This window comes from Pseudomonas sp. FW305-28 (genome assembly GCF_017351395.1).
Classification (GTDB): Bacteria; Pseudomonadota; Gammaproteobacteria; order Pseudomonadales; family Pseudomonadaceae; genus Aquipseudomonas; species Aquipseudomonas fluorescens_AA.
In genome coordinates this window covers 1-16,120 of sequence record NZ_JACNDD010000143.1, presented here as the reverse complement: position 1 = coordinate 16,120, position 16,120 = coordinate 1, and the positions used below count along the sequence as shown (strand labels likewise).

Genomic DNA, 16,120 nt, shown 5'->3' with positions numbered 1-16,120 from the left:
AGGCCATGTTTCCAAAGGTTAGTTCAGGGCTCCAACCGACACCCCTGCCGCTCTCCCAACCATTGCGCACTGTTGCTGCGCCCCAACCCGCTGACGGTGACGCGCTTGGCTTCAACGGTCTCGAGAAAATCGCGGATGGGCACTGCCTGCTTCACATAACCCCGACAATACTCGGCCGGTTGCTGCATCACATAGCGGCATGAGCAGTACTCCTTGGCGGTGTAGGCACTGATGATGTCGGGAAAGGCCCGCAATGCCAACCGCTCCAGCCAGACCCAACTGAACAGGGCAAGAAGTAGCACCGACAACAAGGTCAGCAGGATTTTGCGCTTCATGGCTGCCCCTTCCCGGCGAACTCCGCCATGGCGCGCTTGAGCAGTTCGTTATGGCGATAACTCCCGTCGCGGTCGTCGCCGTAGCGCACGATCACCAGTCTGGCGCTGGGGATGACGTACAGCGCCTGGCCCCAATGGCCCAGCGCGGCGAAGGTATCCGGCGGCGCATCGGGCCAGGGGTGGAGCGCCGGATCGGCGCCGCGGTTGAGCCACCAGTGCCCGCCCGGCACGGCTTCGTCCTGGCCGGCCTGGAAGTGCACGAACGGTTCGCGGCTGAACGCGACCCAATCCTTGGGGATCAGTTGCCGTTCGCCCCAGCGGCCGTCCCGTTGCATCAACAACCCGACACGCGCCAGGTCCCGCGCCGTGAGGTAGGCATAGGACGATCCCACGAACGTGCCGCTGGCGTCGGTTTCCCAAGTCGCGTGGCGGATGCCCAGGGGCTCGAACAGGGCTGTCCAGGGATAATCGGGATAGCGTGCCGCACCGACGATGTTTTTCAGGGCTGCCGCCAACAGGTTGCTGTCACCGCTGGAATAACGAAACGCCTGCCCCGGGGGGCTGAAGCTTTCGTGCCGCGTGGTAAAGGCCGCCATGTCACGACGCCCGCGGGTATAGAGCATCGCCACCACCGAGGACTTGAGTGGCGCGTATTCGTAGTCCTCCTGCCAGTCCAGGCCAGACGCCCAGTGGAAAAGATCGGCCAGGGTCAGGCCCGGATGCCGGTTCAGGGGTGGGTAGTACTTGGCTGCCGGATCGTCCAGGGCAAAGCGTTGTTCACCGTAGGCCACGCCGAACACCGTCGCCAACAGACTTTTGCTGATGGACCAGGTCAGGTGCGGGGTCTGGGCGGTGGTCGGCCCGGCGTAGCGTTCATAGACCAGTCGACCGTCCTGGATCACCAGCAGCGCATCGGTACGGATGCCCTCACGGCTCGCGTCGTCCCGGAATGGGAAGGCGTATTGTTCCAAGGCTTCGATGGCCGGCCCGCTGGGAGTCGGGCCGCTTGGCCATTGCTCGCCGGGCCAGTCTTCGGCCTGGACGCTCAGGTTGAGTATCAGCAGCGGGATCAGGAACCAGCCTTTGGACATGCTTGGGGCTCGCAGGGTTGAACCTTCAGAGCCTATGCAGACTTGATGACAGTTTCGAGGCTTGTGTCGACAGTACCGACGCCATCGCGGGCAAGCCTTGCTCCCACAGATTTTGTCTTGACCACTCAAGCATGGTCCACTCAAAACCTGTGGGAGCAAGGCTTGCCCGCGATGAGGCCCTTCAACCCAATGAAGTTCCCAACGCCTTGGCCAACCGCTTGGCCCGCGCCCCCGCCGCAAGGTCCATCACACCTTTGTCCCGCGTCCACATCTCGCGCCACACCGCAGGCCCGGCGGCCAGGGCAGCGTCGAGTTCGTCGTCGAGCCCTTGGAACTGGGCGAACAACCCGCCCAGCAGCACATGCCCGGCAGGGCTGGAAGGGTTGTGGCGACTCACCTCCGCGCAGCCGGCAAGCAACGCCAGCAGGCGCAATTGCAACACCTGGGGCCAGGCACATTCCTGCCCGACGCCATACAACCAGGCCGTCATCGCGCTGAGTACATAAAGGTCTTCCAGGGTGCGGAACGGTTTGACGTAGGCGTCCCAGCCATCACCGGCCAGCAACTCGCACAGCGCGCCGTCGAGCAGCACGCGGCCATGGCTGATGTCCGGCATCAGGCCCATGGCGGGGAGTTTTTCCAGGGTCACGCCGGGCTCGCCCGCATAGGCCACTGCCAGGTTCAGTCGTGGCGTTTCGCCGGGCGCTTCGCTGCGAGCGGCAATCAGCAGCCACTCGGCGGCGTCGCCAGCGGTGACGAAATCCTTGCGCCCGCTCAGGCGCAAATCGTCGAGGCGGGTTTGCATGTCCGCCGGACGCAAGCTGCGTTGTTCGGTGGCACACAGGGCGCCAAGGCTCTGGGGCGCGCTCGGCCAAAGCACCCGCAGCGCCGCCTGGTACCCCACCAGGAACGCCAGCCCCGGCGTGGCCATCGACCGGGCGCCGACCACGGCCAACTCGAACGGCGTCACCGGCCCCAGGCGTTGCAACAACGCGGCATAACCTTCAGCCAGGTCCGGATAGGTGGGCAGGCGTTCGCCACGTTCGATCAGGGTGTGCCAGGGCATGAGAGGGCTCCTTGAAGGCTGTCATATAAGCATCACCAAAGCTTCATGGCGATGACACCGGGGCTACATAGCCTGACTTTGCACAACATGGCTGCATAAAGAAAGTCGACAGGCTGCAACTGAACAGCCCGCACGGAGATTCGCTATGACCCAGATCGCCCGCATCAGCGACACCGGCAATGAACGCCGCCTGCAAGCCGAACGCCTGATCGGCGCCCACGCCTTGCAAGAAGCCCAGGCCCTGCGCTTCAACGTCTTCAGCGGCGAATTCAACGCCAAGCTCAAAGGCGCGGAAGTGGGTCTGGACATGGATGACTATGATGTTCACTGCGCCCACATCGGCGTACGCGACCTGAACACCGGCCGCCTCGTGGCCACCACGCGCCTGCTCGACCACCAGGCCGCCAGCAGCCTGGGCCGGTTCTACAGCGAAGAAGAATTCAGCCTCCACGGCCTGGTCCATCTCAAGGGCCCGATCCTGGAAATCGGTCGTACCTGCGTCGACCCGGCCTACCGCAACGGCGGCACCATCGCGGTGCTCTGGGGCGAACTGGCCGAAGTCCTGAACGAAGGCGGCTACAGCTACCTGATGGGCTGCGCGAGCATTCCGATGCAGGATGGCGGCATCCAGGCCCAGGCAATCATGCAGCGCCTGCGCGAACGCTACCTGTGCACCGAACACCTGCAGGCCGTGCCGAAAAAACCGCTGCCGAGCCTGGACGTACCGTCCAACGTCATCGCCGAAATGCCGCCGCTGCTCAAGGCCTACATGCGCCTGGGCGCGAAGATTTGCGGCGAGCCGTGCTGGGACGAGGATTTCCAGGTGGCCGACGTGTTCATCCTGCTCAAGCGCGACGAACTCTGCCCGCGCTACGCCCGCCACTTCAAGGCAGCCGTGTAATGAGCCGGTTGCGGGTGTACGCGCGTATCGCGCGAGTCTTGCTGGTGGTGACCCTGGGCCTGAGCATGGCCAGCGTGTTCGGCCTGTTCGAACGCCTGGGGGTCGCCAACTCGATGGTCCGTCGCCAGCGCTGGTCGCGGTTCTTCATGGCGCGACTGAGCCATGCCCTGCCCTTTTCAGTCACCGTCCACGGTCAACTGCCGCAACGGCCGATGCTGTGGGTCAGCAACCATGTGTCCTGGACTGACATCCCGTTGCTGGGCATGCTCACACCGATGTCATTCCTGTCCAAGGCCGAAGTGCGCACCTGGCCGGTGGCCGGATGGCTGGCCGCCAAGGCCGGCAGCCTGTTTATCCGGCGCGGGTCGGGTGACAGCCAACTGATCCGCAAACAAATGAGCCGCCACCTGGAACAGGCCCATCCGCTGCTGATGTTCCCGGAAGGCACCACCACCGATGGCCGATCCCTGCGCACGTTCCATGGGCGCTTGTTGTCGGCAGCCATCGATGCCGATGTGGCGTTGCAGCCAGTGGCGATCCGTTACCTGCGCGACGGTGAGCCGGATTCGCTGGCACCGTTCATTGGCGATGATGATTTGCTGTCGCACCTGATGCGCCTGTTCGCCAATGATCGGGGCGACGTGCACATCCATCTGCTGGAACCGATTGCCTGCCACGGCCAGGAACGCGCGGCCCTGGCGTTCCAGGCGCAACAGGCGGTGCACAAGGCGTTGTTCGGGACGATTCCCGAGAAACAGCAAGCGCCGATGCGGCCTGCCATCGCGGCTTGAACCGGATCCTTTTGTGCAGAAGGATCCCTTGTGGGAGCGAGCTTGCTCGCGATAGCGGCTTAACATTCAGCAGATGAACTGGCTGATACACCGCTATCGCGAGCAAGCTCGCTCCCACAATTAGTCCTGCGGCGTGACCTGGTTTTGAGCAAAATCCTGAAGCTGAGGGTAGAACAACCGGAAATCCTCGCTCAGCGGCTCATAAAGCTCGATCAACTCCGCCATCGCCCCGGCCAGTTCCTCGGGTCGGGACAGGCGGCGGGAAATGCCGCGCAGTACCTGCCCCAGCACGTCGAATTCCTGATAAGACCCCAGCCAGTCATCCGCCGCCATATACGGCGCGATCTGTGCCAGGCGCCCTGGCAACTGGGGTTCGGTGCGCAGTACCTGGTAGACACGGGACGTGAAATCCACCAGCGGCCCTTCGCCGTACAACGCCCAGTCCCGGGCCAGGCAGTGGTCGAAAAACACGTCGAGCACAATCCCGGCATAGCGCCGTCGCACCGTGGAAAAACGCGACAGGGCAATGTCCACCAAGGGATGGCGGTCGGTGTACATGTCGATGCGCCGATGCAGGGCAATCGCCGCTTCGATCTGCGGATCGTACTGCCCTTGCAACGGCCCTTTGACGAAGTCGCCGTAGAGGCTGCCGAGCAGTTGTTCCCGGCCAGGGCCGCCGAGGTGCAGGTGCGCGAGATAGTTCATGGACCGCAGCTTAGCACCCCCGCGCCCATATCGTTATAACCCGATATAGCGATTTGTTCGGCATTCAGATCAAATCCATATTGGTGTATCGCGAAATAACGATTTAAGGTTCGCTCTATCGCGATATAGCGTTTTACTCACCCCCCGAGCCTGCCACCCATGACCCTCGACCTCGACGAAATAATAAAAGCCCTGGCGCACCCAGTACGGCGAGACATCCTCAACTGGCTCAGAGACCCCAAGGTCCAGTTCCCCGAGCAGTTGCACAACCACGAGTTCGGCATTTGCGCCGGGCAGATCGACCAGCGTTGCGGCCTGTCGCAATCCACGGTGTCTGCGCACTTGGCGGTGTTGCAACGGGCGGGGCTGATCACCAGCCAGAAGGTCGGTCAATGGCACTTCTTCAAACGCAACGAGGAAGTGATCCAGCAGTTCCTCAAGCAAATGAGCCAAGAGCTCTGACCCGACAAGGACTCATCATGCCCCTCTCACTCCTGATCCTGGCCCTGAGCGCCTTCGCCATCGGCACCACCGAGTTCGTCATCATGGGCCTGTTGCCCGACGTGGCGGCTGACCTGGGCGTGTCGATTCCCGGCGCCGGCTGGCTGGTGACCGGCTACGCCCTGGGCGTGGCCATCGGCGCACCGTTCATGGCCCTGGCCACCGCCCGGCTGCCCCGCAAGGCCGCCCTGGTGGCGTTGATGGGGATTTTCATCGTCGGCAACCTGCTCTGCGCGATCGCCAGCGACTACAACGTGCTGATGTTCGCCCGGGTCGTCACCGCCCTGTGCCACGGCGCGTTCTTCGGCATCGGTTCGGTGGTGGCCGCCGGCCTGGTGGCGCCCAACAAGCGCGCCTCGGCCGTGGCCCTGATGTTCACCGGCCTGACCCTGGCCAATGTGCTCGGCGTGCCGTTGGGCACCGCACTGGGCCAGGAGGCCGGCTGGCGCTCGACCTTCTGGGCGGTGACCGTCATCGGTGTGATTGCGCTGATCGGCCTGATTCGTTTCCTGCCAGCCAAGCGCGATGAAGAGAAACTCGACATGCGCTCGGAACTGGTAGCGCTCAAAGGCGCCGGCCTGTGGCTGTCCCTGAGCATGACCGCGCTGTTCTCCGCGTCGGTGTTCACCCTGTTCACCTACGTCGCCCCGCTGCTGGGCGAAGTGACCGGCGTGTCGCCCCGTGGCGTGACCTGGACCCTGGTGCTGATCGGCCTGGGCCTGACCCTGGGCAACATCATCGGCGGCAAGCTGGCGGACAAGAGCCTGGCGAACACCCTGATGGGCGTCTTCCTCACCATGGCCGTGGTGTCCACCGTCCTGAGCTGGACCAGCGTGGCGCTGATCCCCAGTGAAATCACCCTGTTCCTCTGGGCCACCGCCTGCTTCGCTGCCGTGCCGGCCCTGCAAGTCAACGTGGTGACCTTCGGCAAAGACGCACCCAACCTGGTGTCCACCCTGAACATCGGCGCCTTCAACATCGGCAACGCCCTGGGCGCCTGGGTCGGCGGCAGCGTCATCGACCATGGCCTGGGCCTGACCTCCGTGCCCCTGGCCGCCGGCGCGCTGGCCGTGCTGGCGCTGCTGGTCACCCTGATCACTTTCCGCCAGGGCGGCAATGCCGACCTGGCCCCGGCGACTCATTGATTTAACCCTTCCACTTTCGAGGTTGTATTTTCATGGCGACTATTTTCGACCCTATCAAACTCGGCGACATCGAGCTGAAGAACCGCATCATCATGGCTCCACTCACCCGCTGCCGCGCCGACGCAGGCCGCGTCCCCAACGCGCTGATGGCCGAGTACTACGTGCAACGCGCCTCCGCTGGCCTGATCCTCAGCGAAGCCACGTCCGTCACGCCGATGGGCGTGGGCTACCCGGACACCCCGGGCATCTGGTCCAACGACCAGGTGCGCGGCTGGGCCAACATCACCAAGGCGATCCACGGCGCCGGCGGCAAGATCTTCCTGCAACTGTGGCATGTGGGCCGGATCTCCCATCCGTCGTACCTCAATGGCGAAGCCCCCGTGGCGCCCAGCGCGATCCAGCCCAAGGGCCACGTGAGCCTGGTTCGCCCCCTGGCCGACTACCCGACGCCGCGCGCACTGGAAACCGCTGAAATCGCCGACATTGTCGACGCCTACCGTGTCGGCGCCGAGAATGCCAAGGCCGCGGGTTTCGACGGCGTGGAAATCCATGGCGCCAACGGCTACCTGCTCGACCAGTTCCTGCAAAGCAGCACCAATCAGCGCACCGACCAGTACGGCGGTTCCCTGGAAAACCGTGCCCGCCTGCTGCTGGAAGTGACCGACGCAGCCATTGAAGTCTGGGGCGCCGGCCGAGTGGGCGTGCACCTGGCGCCACGGGCCGACTCCCATGACATGGGCGACGAAAACCGTCTGGAGACGTTCAGCTACGTGGCCCGTGAACTGGGCAAGCGCGGCATCGCCTTCATCTGCTCCCGTGAGAAGGAAGGCGATGACAGCATCGGTCCGCAACTCAAGCAGGCGTTCGGCGGCCCGTACATCGCCAACGAACGCTTCACCAAGGACAGCGCCAACGCCTGGCTGGCGGCTGGCAAGGCTGACGCGGTCGCGTTCGGGGTTCCGTTCATTGCCAACCCGGACTTGCCGGCACGCCTGAAGGCCAATGCACCGTTGAACGAGCCGCATCCTGAAACTTTCTATGGGAAAGGCCCAGTGGGGTACATTGATTACCCCGTGATGTAAGCTCGCACCAGCCGCTTTATAAAAAAGCCCCGACTCGAAAGAGCCGGGGCTTTTTTTATACCTGTAAAACTTCGGCCACGCGCAATCAACGCGAACAGCAACATTGAATAACAAGGCAACTTTCATCTAGCATGGATTCAATCACGCAACGGCGCTAATAATAACGCTCGAACGCACCAACCACTGATACAAAGGATTGAAACTTACACTTCACCCAGCCACACATTAAGAACTTTAACATTCCAGCAACACCCACTAACCAGACACCATCAGTTTGCAGGCGAACGCCAGTGAACCGTGTACTTATGAGAGATGCCTTACCATGAACATCCTGAAAAACTTCATTCTCGCCCTCCTGCTGGGCCCCGCCATGGTTGCCCACAGCCAGGCCAATACCGAAGTGACCGTGGAGATTGCCAACAACACCCGCGGCACATTGAAAATGAACAACCTGTTAACCGACCCACCCCAGGCCGAGGATTTTTCCTTGAGCGCCCACGACATCGATCCAACATCAAGTTATAGATTCCATATCGAGCACTTCAGGGATTACACCTACCCCGGAGCCGGCTGGCGCCCGACATTAAAAAAAGTCAAACCTGTCGAACTGGTCCTTAATTATGAAATGAGCCATTTCAACTTTGAATGTCAAATGCACACTCGCTTGCAGGTCTCCATCGTGCCTGGCGCTTTGGAACCCAGCTATAAGCCCACTTGGAAGAGCAGGACGACTTACACCGGCAATGGCGAATACACGTGCCGCTCGGAAATTTCCCGGAAGATGCTTGAGCCCCCCTTCAACTACACCGTTCGCCTCATTATCGAACCAGGTCGGTGAGCCTGCGGCCCCGCCAAGACGTTGACATGAGCCGGCGATTCTCCTGCAAGCTTACTCCGTGGGATCGGGAGCCGACGGAGTCGCTGCCGGTCACGAAACAAATCCCCTACAAAATTTGTTCATGATTGCCTTTCAACCACGACAGCATTCAGTTTATAAAAGCTATTTCGAACTCTTGTCATGAAACAAGCCGAAGCAATTACGCATTTTGTTTCATTTGCGCAGGCTAGGGCTCAGGCGCAGCATATCCAGCCCGATATCCACCCAGCGCTCAGCCTCACCGGCCAGGGGGAAGCTATCGGGGGCCAGCAGCCACTGATAAAGAATACCGTCGACATAGGCATGCAGGGCAATCGCCGCCCTTTCCGGTTCCAGGTCCGCCGGTAGCTGGCCACGATTCATCGCATTGCGCAACGACAAGGCAATACGCACATTACAGTCGAGACTGACCTGGCGCCGCTGCTGGCGCAGATCGCACATTTCATCGGTGAATTCACACTTATGGAACAGAATCTCATTAATGCGTCGGGTCTTCGGGTCCAGGGCAACTTGTTGAAACAATTGCACCAGCAGCTTGCGCGTACAGCCCAGCGGGTCAAGCTCCTCTTCATTCTCACTGGCGCGGGCCAGGTCATCGAGCGGCTCATGCAAGGTATCGAGCATGGCCTGGAGCAGGTCCGCCTTGTTGCTGAAATGCCAATAGATAGCACCGCGCGTCACGCCGGCCAGCGTCGCGATATCCGCCAGAGTGGTGCGGGCCACGCCTCGCTCGAAGAACGCCTTTTCGGCCGCTTCGACTATCTGGCTGCGAGTCTCCTGGGCTTCCTCTTTGGTACGACGGACCATGGCAGTAAACACCTCAATCAGGATTGCGTCAGCAATGCGTAAGAATCAGCAGAGCAAAATACGAGGCGACGTCGCTTGAAGCGCGTCCCCTCCGATCTACTCAGGCCCTTTGTCAGGCTTTTGTAAATCCGGATATTACGCAATTTGGCTGTTTACAAACAACCGTGTACGTAAGTATATTTCTTAGCATCCTACTAATTGAATTACTGCTGCTTTTTTACCTTCCACCTTCGAGTGCGCCCCTTGCGCGCCTGGACCCGAGGATTTCCATGCAATTCAAGCCAGCTGTTACCGCTCTGGTTACCGCCATCGCCCTGGCATCGCTGCTCAGTGGATGCAAAAAGGAAGAGGCTGCGCCTGCACCGCCCCCTCCTCAGGTCGGCGTCGTAACCCTCAAGACCCAGCCCTTCACCTTGACCTCGGAACTGCCGGGCCGCACCAGCGCGTTCCGCGTCGCCGAAGTACGGCCACAGGTCAACGGCATCATTCTCAAGCGTCTGTTCAAGGAAGGCGCCGACGTCAAGGCCGGCCAGCAGCTGTACCAGATCGACCCTGCGGTCTACGAAGCGACCCTCAAGAGCGCCGAGGCCAACCTGCGCTCCACCAAGTCGATTGCCGACCGCTACAAGCAACTGGTGGATGAGCAGGCGGTGAGCCGTCAGGAATACGATACCGCCGTGGCCAATCGCCTGGAATCGGAAGCCAATCTGCAGACAGCCCAGATCAACGTGCGCTACACCAAGGTCTACGCACCGATTTCCGGTCGCATCGGCCGCTCCTCGGTCACCGAGGGTGCGCTGGTGAGCAACGGCCAGGCTGATGCCCTGGCAACCATTCAGCAACTGGACCCGATCTATGTCGACGTGACGCAGAGCTCGGTCGAGCTGCTGCAACTGCGCCGCGAACTGGAAAGCGGCCGTTTGCAAAAGGCCGGCGAGAACGCAGCCATGGTCAAGCTGACCCTGGAAGACGGCAGCCAGTATCCGCACGAAGGCAAGCTGGAGTTCTCTGAAGTGTCGGTTGACCAGACCACCGGCTCCGTGACCTTGCGCGCCGTGTTCCCCAACCCTGACCACACCCTGCTGCCGGGCATGTTCGTCCACGCCCAATTGCAGGCCGGTGTGAACAGCGCGGCGATCCTGGCACCGCAACAAGGCGTGACCCGCGACCTCAAGGGCGCGCCAACCGCGCTGGTGGTGGGTGCGGACAACAAGGTCGAGCTGCGCCAGCTCAAGGCCAGCCGCACCGTCGGCAGCCAGTGGCTGATCGAAGACGGGCTCAAGGCCGGCGATCGCCTGATCACCGAAGGGTTGCAGTTCGTCCGCCCTGGCGTGGAGGTCAAGGCCACCGAAGCCACCAACGTAGGCACCAAGAACCCGGCCCCCGCAAAGGCAGCTGATAAAGCCGCCGGCGGCAAAGGGGAGTAAACCATGTCGAAATTTTTCATCGACCGTCCGATTTTCGCCTGGGTGATCGCCCTGGTGATCATGCTGGTCGGGGCTCTATCGATTCTCAAATTGCCGATCAACCAGTACCCGAGCATCGCGCCGCCGGCCATTGCGATCCAGGTGACCTACCCGGGTGCGTCCGCGCAGACCGTGCAGGACACCGTGGTGCAGGTCATCGAGCAGCAGCTCAACGGTATCGACAACCTGCGTTATGTGTCCTCGGAAAGTAACTCCGACGGCAGCATGACCATCACCGCGACCTTCGAGCAGGGCACCAACTCCGATACCGCCCAGGTCCAGGTCCAGAACAAGCTGAACCTGGCCACTCCATTGCTGCCGCAAGAAGTGCAGCAACAGGGCATCCGCGTCACCAAGTCAGTGAGAAACTTCCTGATGGTGATCGGCGTGGTGTCGCGTGACGGCAGCATGACCCGGGAAGACTTGTCCAACTACATCGTGTCCAACATGCAGGACCCGATCTCGCGCACCGCCGGTGTCGGTGACTTCCAGGTGTTCGGCGCCCAGTACGCCATGCGCATCTGGCTCGACCCGGCCAAGTTGAACAACTTCAACCTGACCCCGGTGGATGTGAGCACGGCCATTTCCGCGCAGAACGTCCAGATCGCCTCCGGCCAGCTCGGCGGCCTGCCTGCCATGCCCGGCCAGCAACTGAACGCCACCATCATCGGCAAGACCCGCCTGCAGACCGCCGAGCAGTTCAAGGCCATCTTGCTCAAGGTCAATCCGGACGGCTCGCAAGTGCGTGTCGGCGATGTGGCGGATGTCGCCCTCGGCGGTGAAAACTACAGCATCAACGCCCAGTTCAACGGCCTCCCGGCTTCCGGGCTGGCGGTGAGGCTCGCCACCGGCGCCAACGCCCTCGACACGGCCAAGGCCCTGCGCAAGACCGTCGACGACCTCAAGCCATTCTTCCCGCAAGGCCTGGAAGTGGTGTTCCCGTACGACACCACCCCGGTGGTGAGCGAATCGATCAAGGGCGTGGTCGAGACCCTGGTCGAAGCGGTCGTGCTGGTGTTCCTGGTGATGTTCCTGTTCCTGCAGAATTTCCGCGCCACCATCATCACCACGATGACCGTGCCGGTGGTACTGCTGGGCACCTTCGGGATCCTCGCGGCATTCGGCTTCAGTATCAACACCCTGACCATGTTCGGCATGGTGCTGGCCATCGGCTTGCTGGTGGACGACGCCATCGTCGTGGTGGAAAACGTCGAACGGGTGATGAGCGAAGAAGGCCTGTCGCCCAAGGAAGCCACGAAAAAATCCATGGGCCAGATCCAGGGGGCCCTGGTGGGTATCGCCCTGGTGCTCTCGGCGGTACTGCTGCCGATGGCGTTCTTCGGCGGGTCCACCGGTGTGATCTACAAGCAGTTCTCCATCACCATCGTCTCGGCCATGGCCCTGTCGGTACTGGTGGCACTGATCTTCACCCCTGCCCTGTGCGCCACCATGCTCAAGGCCATTCCGAAAGGCGAGCACGGCACGCCGAAACGCGGCTTCTTCGGCTGGTTCAACCGCACCTTCGACCGTGGCGTCAGGAGCTACGAACGTGGCGTGGGCAACATGCTCAAGCACAAGGCCCCGTACCTGCTGGCCTACGTGATCATCGTGGTCGGCATGGTCTGGCTGTTCACCCGTATCCCGACAGCGTTCCTGCCGGAAGAAGACCAGGGCGTGCTGTTTGCCCAGGTACAGACACCGGCCGGCTCCAGTGCCGAGCGCACCCAGGTGGTGGTGGACAACATGCGCGAGTTCCTGCTGCGCCCCAGCAAGGACGGCGGCGAAGGCGACGGTGTGGCCTCGGTGTTCACCGTGACCGGCTTCAACTTCGCCGGTCGTGGCCAAAGCTCGGGCCTGGCATTCATCATGCTCAAGCCGTGGGAAGAGCGTAACGCTGACAACACCGTGTTCAAGATCGCTGGCCGCGCCCAGCAACACTTCTTCACCTTCCGCGACGCCATGGTGTTCGCCTTCGCCCCGCCGGCGGTGATGGAACTGGGTAACGCCACCGGTTTCGACGTGTTCCTGCAGGACCGTGCCGGCATCGGCCACGACAAGCTGATGGAAGCCCGTAACCAGTTCCTGGGCATGGCGTCCCAAAGCAAGGTGCTGGCCCAGGTACGTCCGAACGGTCTGAACGATGAACCGCAATACCAGTTGGAAATCGATGACGAGAAAGCCAGCGCGCTGGGCATCACGCTCTCGGAGATCAACAACACCCTGTCGATTGCACTGGGCAGTAACTATGTGAACGACTTCATCGACCGTGGTCGGGTGAAACGGGTGTACGTCCAGGGCCAGCCGAACTCGCGCATGAGCCCCGAGGACCTGCAGAAGTGGTACGTGCGCAACAGCGCCGGGACCATGGTGCCGTTCTCTGCGTTCGCCAAGGGCGAGTGGGTCTACGGCTCGCCGAAACTGGCGCGTTACAACGGCGTGGAAGCGATGGAGATCCTCGGTACCCCGGCACCGGGCTACTCCACTGGTGAAGCCATGGCCGAAGTCGAAGCCATCGCCAAGAAGCTGCCGGCCGGTGTCGGTATTTCCTGGACGGGCCTGTCCTATGAGGAACGCCTGTCGGGTTCCCAGGCGCCGGCGTTGTATGCCTTGTCGCTGCTGATGGTGTTCCTGTGCCTGGCGGCGCTGTATGAGAGTTGGTCGATTCCGATCGCGGTCATGCTCGTGGTGCCACTGGGGATCATCGGTGCCTTGATGGCCACCAGCTTGCGCGGCCTGTCCAACGATGTGTACTTCCAGGTGGGCCTGTTGACAACCATCGGCCTGGCGGCGAAAAACGCCATTCTGATCGTGGAGTTCGCCAAGGAACTTCACGAACAGGGACGAACGCTGGTGGAAGCCGCCATCGAAGCCTGTAGGATGCGTCTGCGGCCGATTATCATGACCTCGCTGGCGTTCGTCCTCGGCGTGGTCCCGCTGGCGATTTCCACCGGCGCCGGCTCGGGCAGCCAACACGCCATTGGCACCGGTGTGATCGGCGGCATGTTGACCGCTACCATCCTGGCGATTTTCTGGGTGCCCTTGTTCTTCGTGACCGTGTCGTCGATAGGTCGCCGCAAAAATGCGGACCAGGACGATACTCCTGAAACTTCTAAAGAGGCTGGCCAATGAGCAAGTCGCTCCTCTCCCTGACCATCGCCGCCGTCGTGCTCAGCGGCTGCTCGCTGATCCCCGACTATCAGCGGCCCGAAGCACCGGTCGCGGCGCAATACCCGCAAGGGCCGGCCTACGAGGCGGCCAATGCGCCCGGCCAGGCCGCCGCCGAGCAAGGCTGGAAACAGTTTTTCCATGACCCGGCGTTGCAACAGCTGATCCAGGTCGCCCTGGAAAACAACCGCGACCTGCGTGTCGCGGCGCTGAACATCGATGCCTACGCCGCGCAATACCGCATCCAGCGCGCGGACCTGTTCCCGGCCGTCTCGGCCACCGGCTCCGGTAGTCGCCAGCGGGTACCGGCACGGGCTTCGCAAACCGGCGAAGCGGCGATCAGCAGTTCCTATTCGGCAACCTTGGGCATCAGCGCCTATGAACTGGACCTGTTCGGTCGGGTTCGCAGCCTGAGCGAGCAAGCATTGCAAAGCTACTTCGCCACCGAAGAAGCCCGCCGCAGCACCCAGATCAGCCTGGTGGCCAACGTCGCCAATGCCTACCTGACCTGGCAGGCCGACAAGGAACTGCTCAAGCTGACCCAGGAAACCCTCGGGGCCTACGAGCAAAGCTTCAAGCTGACCTCGCGCAGCGCCGAAGTCGGCGTGGCCTCGGCCCTGGACCTGAGCCAGGCGCGTACCGCGGTGGAAAACGCCCGTGTGCAACTGGCCCGCTACACTCGCCAGGTGGCCCAGGACGAAAACAGCCTGACCCTGCTGCTGGGCACCGGCCTGCCGGCCAACCTGAACTCGCAACCGTTGAGCGATGACCTGCTCAGCGAAGTGCCGGCCGGGCTGCCGTCGGACCTGCTGCAACGTCGTCCGGACATCCTCCAGGCCGAACGCAACCTGCTGGCCGCCAACGCCAACATCGGCGCCGCGCGGGCCGCGTTCTTCCCGAGCATCAGCCTGACGGCCAACGCCGGCACCTTGAGCCCGGACCTGTCCGGCCTGTTCAAGGGCGGTTCGGGCACCTGGACCTTCGCGCCGCAGATCAACCTGCCGATCTTCAACGCCGGCAGCCTGCGAGCGAGCCTGGACTACGCCAAGATCCAGAAAGACATCAACGTCGCGCAGTACGAGAAGTCGATTCAGACAGCGTTCCAGGAAGTCTCCGACGGCCTGGCCGCACGCCAGACCTACAACGAACAGTTGCAGGCCCAGACCGACTTCGTTGCCGCCAACCAGGACTACTACCGCCTGGCCGAGCGTCGCTACCGCATCGGCGTCGACAGCAACCTGACCTTCCTCGACGCCCAACGCCAGTTGTTCAGCGCGCAACAGTCGCTGATCACTGACCGCCTTGCGCAACTGACCAGCGAGGTCAATTTGTACAAGGCACTGGGCGGTGGTTGGAATGCCGAGACGGGCAAGAACGAACCGGTGAAAGAAGAAGCGCCGAAGATGAAATTGTTCTGATTGACCCTTGACTGCAAAAACACGAAGCCCACCGAAAGGTGGGCTTTTTTGTTTGTGCCTGCTTCAACTCCGACTTGGCGAACGCGGGTCGACGATATCCAGCGCACGATTAGCCAACAATTCACTCAGCTCGATCATCTGCGCCACGCCGAGCGCAACATGCCGCCGCGAGCCCTCCAACTCGAACGCCAGGTCACTGACCATGGCATTGGCCGAGGCCAGGGTTTCGCTGAGATTGGCCAGGAGACACTCCGTGTCAATGGTATCGATGACGGTGAAGATTTGTGTTGAGGTTTTGGGTTTGGGATCAGGGTGGGTGCCCAGATGGTAATCGAGTGCTCGGCCTGCGGCCTCTTGGAGCTTTTCTGGATCGGGGTCGTTGTAGGGGAAAGTGCTCTCTGATGGCGAAGAAGGATGGTGTTTTTTCATAACGGCGCTCCTGCATCAATGGGAGCCCGAGACGTGGGCCCGGGCGCTGGCGCCTAACGAATTCGGCGGGCTTGCAGTCCCGGTCGCTTGATTGGCAGCGACACGTACAAGCTAGAGATACCGCTTCCGAGCAGCAACCTTAAAACCTCGTCGGAAAAATCGCCGCGTCTGTCAGACCGGCCACAAATCTTGTGGGAGCGAGCTTGCTCGCGATGGCGGCCTTACGGCCAGAAAATTGTTGATCGAGTACATATCCATTCCTGCGGTAACGGCCACTTAGGGTTCCGCCCTTACGGCGGCTCACTTTCGAAGAGCGCGAAAGTAAGCAAAGCGCTTTTGCC

16 protein-coding genes are annotated in these 16,120 nt (G+C 61.9%); 9 read left to right on the top strand and 7 right to left on the bottom strand.

The window, feature by feature from the left end; genetic code table 11:
* Positions 1-23 precede the first annotated feature (23 nt).
* The 3 genes from J4E53_RS24995 to J4E53_RS24985 all read right to left on the bottom strand — a co-directional run bounded on the left by J4E53_RS24995 (position 24) and on the right by J4E53_RS24985 (position 2,492).
* Positions 24-335 carry an amidase gene (locus tag J4E53_RS24995; protein ID WP_103310590.1) on the bottom strand — a complete coding sequence of 104 codons (312 nt, stop codon included), beginning with the start codon at positions 333-335 and terminating at the stop codon, positions 24-26.
* On the bottom strand, positions 332-1,426 hold the full coding sequence (locus tag J4E53_RS24990; protein ID WP_103310588.1) for a serine hydrolase: 1,095 nt from the start codon (positions 1,424-1,426) through the stop codon (positions 332-334). Before J4E53_RS24990 ends, J4E53_RS24995 begins: the two co-directional genes overlap by 4 nt.
* Before the next feature lie 181 nt (positions 1,427-1,607).
* Complete coding sequence (locus J4E53_RS24985) at positions 1,608-2,492, bottom strand: acyl-CoA dehydrogenase (protein WP_103310586.1); 885 nt, start codon at positions 2,490-2,492, stop codon at positions 1,608-1,610.
* A gap of 145 nt (positions 2,493-2,637) precedes the next feature.
* On the opposite strand from J4E53_RS24985, the gene olsB reads away from it, so the two are divergent.
* Together olsB and J4E53_RS24975 are read left to right on the top strand one after the other, a co-directional pair.
* Positions 2,638-3,393, top strand: coding sequence for an L-ornithine N(alpha)-acyltransferase (gene olsB, locus J4E53_RS24980; RefSeq protein ID WP_103310585.1), 756 nt, complete (start codon positions 2,638-2,640; stop codon positions 3,391-3,393).
* Positions 3,393-4,184, top strand: coding sequence for a lysophospholipid acyltransferase family protein (locus J4E53_RS24975; RefSeq protein WP_060738810.1), 792 nt, complete (start codon positions 3,393-3,395; stop codon positions 4,182-4,184). Before olsB ends, J4E53_RS24975 begins: the two co-directional genes overlap by 1 nt.
* 120 nt (positions 4,185-4,304) lie before the next feature.
* On the opposite strand, the gene J4E53_RS24970 is transcribed toward J4E53_RS24975, so the two are convergent.
* A complete protein-coding gene (locus J4E53_RS24970; protein ID WP_103310583.1) occupies positions 4,305-4,889 on the bottom strand; it encodes an ACP phosphodiesterase in 585 nt (194 codons plus the stop codon).
* A gap of 159 nt (positions 4,890-5,048) precedes the next feature.
* Here J4E53_RS24970 and J4E53_RS24965 point away from each other — a divergent pair, with 159 nt between their 5' ends.
* The 4 genes from J4E53_RS24965 (at position 5,049) to J4E53_RS24950 (ending at position 8,455) form a co-directional block, all read left to right on the top strand.
* Complete coding sequence (locus J4E53_RS24965; protein WP_103310582.1) at positions 5,049-5,351, top strand: helix-turn-helix transcriptional regulator; 303 nt, start codon at positions 5,049-5,051, stop codon at positions 5,349-5,351.
* A gap of 17 nt (positions 5,352-5,368) precedes the next feature.
* On the top strand, positions 5,369-6,535 hold the full coding sequence (locus J4E53_RS24960) for an MFS transporter (protein WP_018607025.1): 1,167 nt from the start codon (positions 5,369-5,371) through the stop codon (positions 6,533-6,535).
* 32 nt (positions 6,536-6,567) lie between these two features.
* The gene (locus J4E53_RS24955) at positions 6,568-7,617 is read left to right on the top strand and encodes an alkene reductase (protein WP_060738812.1); all 1,050 of its coding nucleotides are present in this window, start codon (positions 6,568-6,570) and stop codon (positions 7,615-7,617) included.
* A 322-nt stretch (positions 7,618-7,939) separates the two neighbouring features.
* Positions 7,940-8,455 (top strand): hypothetical protein, encoded by a 516-nt coding sequence (locus J4E53_RS24950; protein WP_103310580.1) that lies wholly within the window; start codon positions 7,940-7,942, stop codon positions 8,453-8,455.
* A 213-nt stretch (positions 8,456-8,668) separates the two neighbouring features.
* On the opposite strand, the gene J4E53_RS24945 is transcribed toward J4E53_RS24950, so the two are convergent.
* The gene (locus J4E53_RS24945) at positions 8,669-9,301 is read right to left on the bottom strand and encodes a TetR family transcriptional regulator (protein ID WP_060738814.1); all 633 of its coding nucleotides are present in this window, start codon (positions 9,299-9,301) and stop codon (positions 8,669-8,671) included.
* A gap of 269 nt (positions 9,302-9,570) precedes the next feature.
* Here J4E53_RS24945 and J4E53_RS24940 point away from each other — a divergent pair, with 269 nt between their 5' ends.
* The 3 genes from J4E53_RS24940 to adeC are packed head-to-tail and all read left to right on the top strand — an operon-like array spanning position 9,571 to position 15,350.
* Positions 9,571-10,728 carry an efflux RND transporter periplasmic adaptor subunit gene (locus J4E53_RS24940; protein ID WP_060738815.1) on the top strand — a complete coding sequence of 386 codons (1,158 nt, stop codon included), beginning with the start codon at positions 9,571-9,573 and terminating at the stop codon, positions 10,726-10,728.
* 3 nt (positions 10,729-10,731) lie between these two features.
* Entirely contained in the window at positions 10,732-13,896 is a 3,165-nt protein-coding gene (gene emhB, locus J4E53_RS24935; protein WP_103310578.1) for an efflux RND transporter permease subunit EmhB, read from the top strand.
* Positions 13,893-15,350 carry an AdeC/AdeK/OprM family multidrug efflux complex outer membrane factor gene (gene adeC, locus J4E53_RS24930; protein WP_053119222.1) on the top strand — a complete coding sequence of 486 codons (1,458 nt, stop codon included), beginning with the start codon at positions 13,893-13,895 and terminating at the stop codon, positions 15,348-15,350. The genes emhB and adeC overlap by 4 nt, the downstream gene beginning before the upstream one ends.
* A gap of 63 nt (positions 15,351-15,413) precedes the next feature.
* Here the strand turns inward: adeC and J4E53_RS24925 are convergent, their stop codons facing one another.
* On the bottom strand, positions 15,414-15,779 hold the full coding sequence (locus J4E53_RS24925) for a DUF6124 family protein (protein ID WP_103310577.1): 366 nt from the start codon (positions 15,777-15,779) through the stop codon (positions 15,414-15,416).
* A 139-nt stretch (positions 15,780-15,918) separates the two neighbouring features.
* A partial coding sequence (locus J4E53_RS24920) for a hypothetical protein (RefSeq protein ID WP_207268203.1) occupies positions 15,919-16,120 on the bottom strand: 202 nt, incomplete at its 5' end.

Excerpts from the sequence above, each read along its gene's own strand:
- J4E53_RS24995 (WP_103310590.1), bottom strand. The coding sequence starts at position 335 with ATGAAGCGCAAAATCCTGCTGACCTTGTTGTCGGTGCTACTTCTTGCC.
- J4E53_RS24990 (WP_103310588.1), bottom strand. The coding sequence starts at position 1,426 with ATGTCCAAAGGCTGGTTCCTGATCCCGCTGCTGATACTCAACCTGAGC.
- J4E53_RS24985 (WP_103310586.1), bottom strand. The coding sequence starts at position 2,492 with ATGCCCTGGCACACCCTGATCGAACGTGGCGAACGCCTGCCCACCTAT.
- olsB (WP_103310585.1), top strand. The coding sequence starts at position 2,638 with ATGACCCAGATCGCCCGCATCAGCGACACCGGCAATGAACGCCGCCTG.
- J4E53_RS24975 (WP_060738810.1), top strand. The coding sequence starts at position 3,393 with ATGAGCCGGTTGCGGGTGTACGCGCGTATCGCGCGAGTCTTGCTGGTG.
- J4E53_RS24970 (WP_103310583.1), bottom strand. The coding sequence starts at position 4,889 with ATGAACTATCTCGCGCACCTGCACCTCGGCGGCCCTGGCCGGGAACAA.
- J4E53_RS24965 (WP_103310582.1), top strand. The coding sequence starts at position 5,049 with ATGACCCTCGACCTCGACGAAATAATAAAAGCCCTGGCGCACCCAGTA.
- J4E53_RS24960 (WP_018607025.1), top strand. The coding sequence starts at position 5,369 with ATGCCCCTCTCACTCCTGATCCTGGCCCTGAGCGCCTTCGCCATCGGC.
- J4E53_RS24955 (WP_060738812.1), top strand. The coding sequence starts at position 6,568 with ATGGCGACTATTTTCGACCCTATCAAACTCGGCGACATCGAGCTGAAG.
- J4E53_RS24950 (WP_103310580.1), top strand. The coding sequence starts at position 7,940 with ATGAACATCCTGAAAAACTTCATTCTCGCCCTCCTGCTGGGCCCCGCC.
- J4E53_RS24945 (WP_060738814.1), bottom strand. The coding sequence starts at position 9,301 with ATGGTCCGTCGTACCAAAGAGGAAGCCCAGGAGACTCGCAGCCAGATA.
- J4E53_RS24940 (WP_060738815.1), top strand. The coding sequence starts at position 9,571 with ATGCAATTCAAGCCAGCTGTTACCGCTCTGGTTACCGCCATCGCCCTG.
- emhB (WP_103310578.1), top strand. The coding sequence starts at position 10,732 with ATGTCGAAATTTTTCATCGACCGTCCGATTTTCGCCTGGGTGATCGCC.
- adeC (WP_053119222.1), top strand. The coding sequence starts at position 13,893 with ATGAGCAAGTCGCTCCTCTCCCTGACCATCGCCGCCGTCGTGCTCAGC.
- J4E53_RS24925 (WP_103310577.1), bottom strand. The coding sequence starts at position 15,779 with ATGAAAAAACACCATCCTTCTTCGCCATCAGAGAGCACTTTCCCCTAC.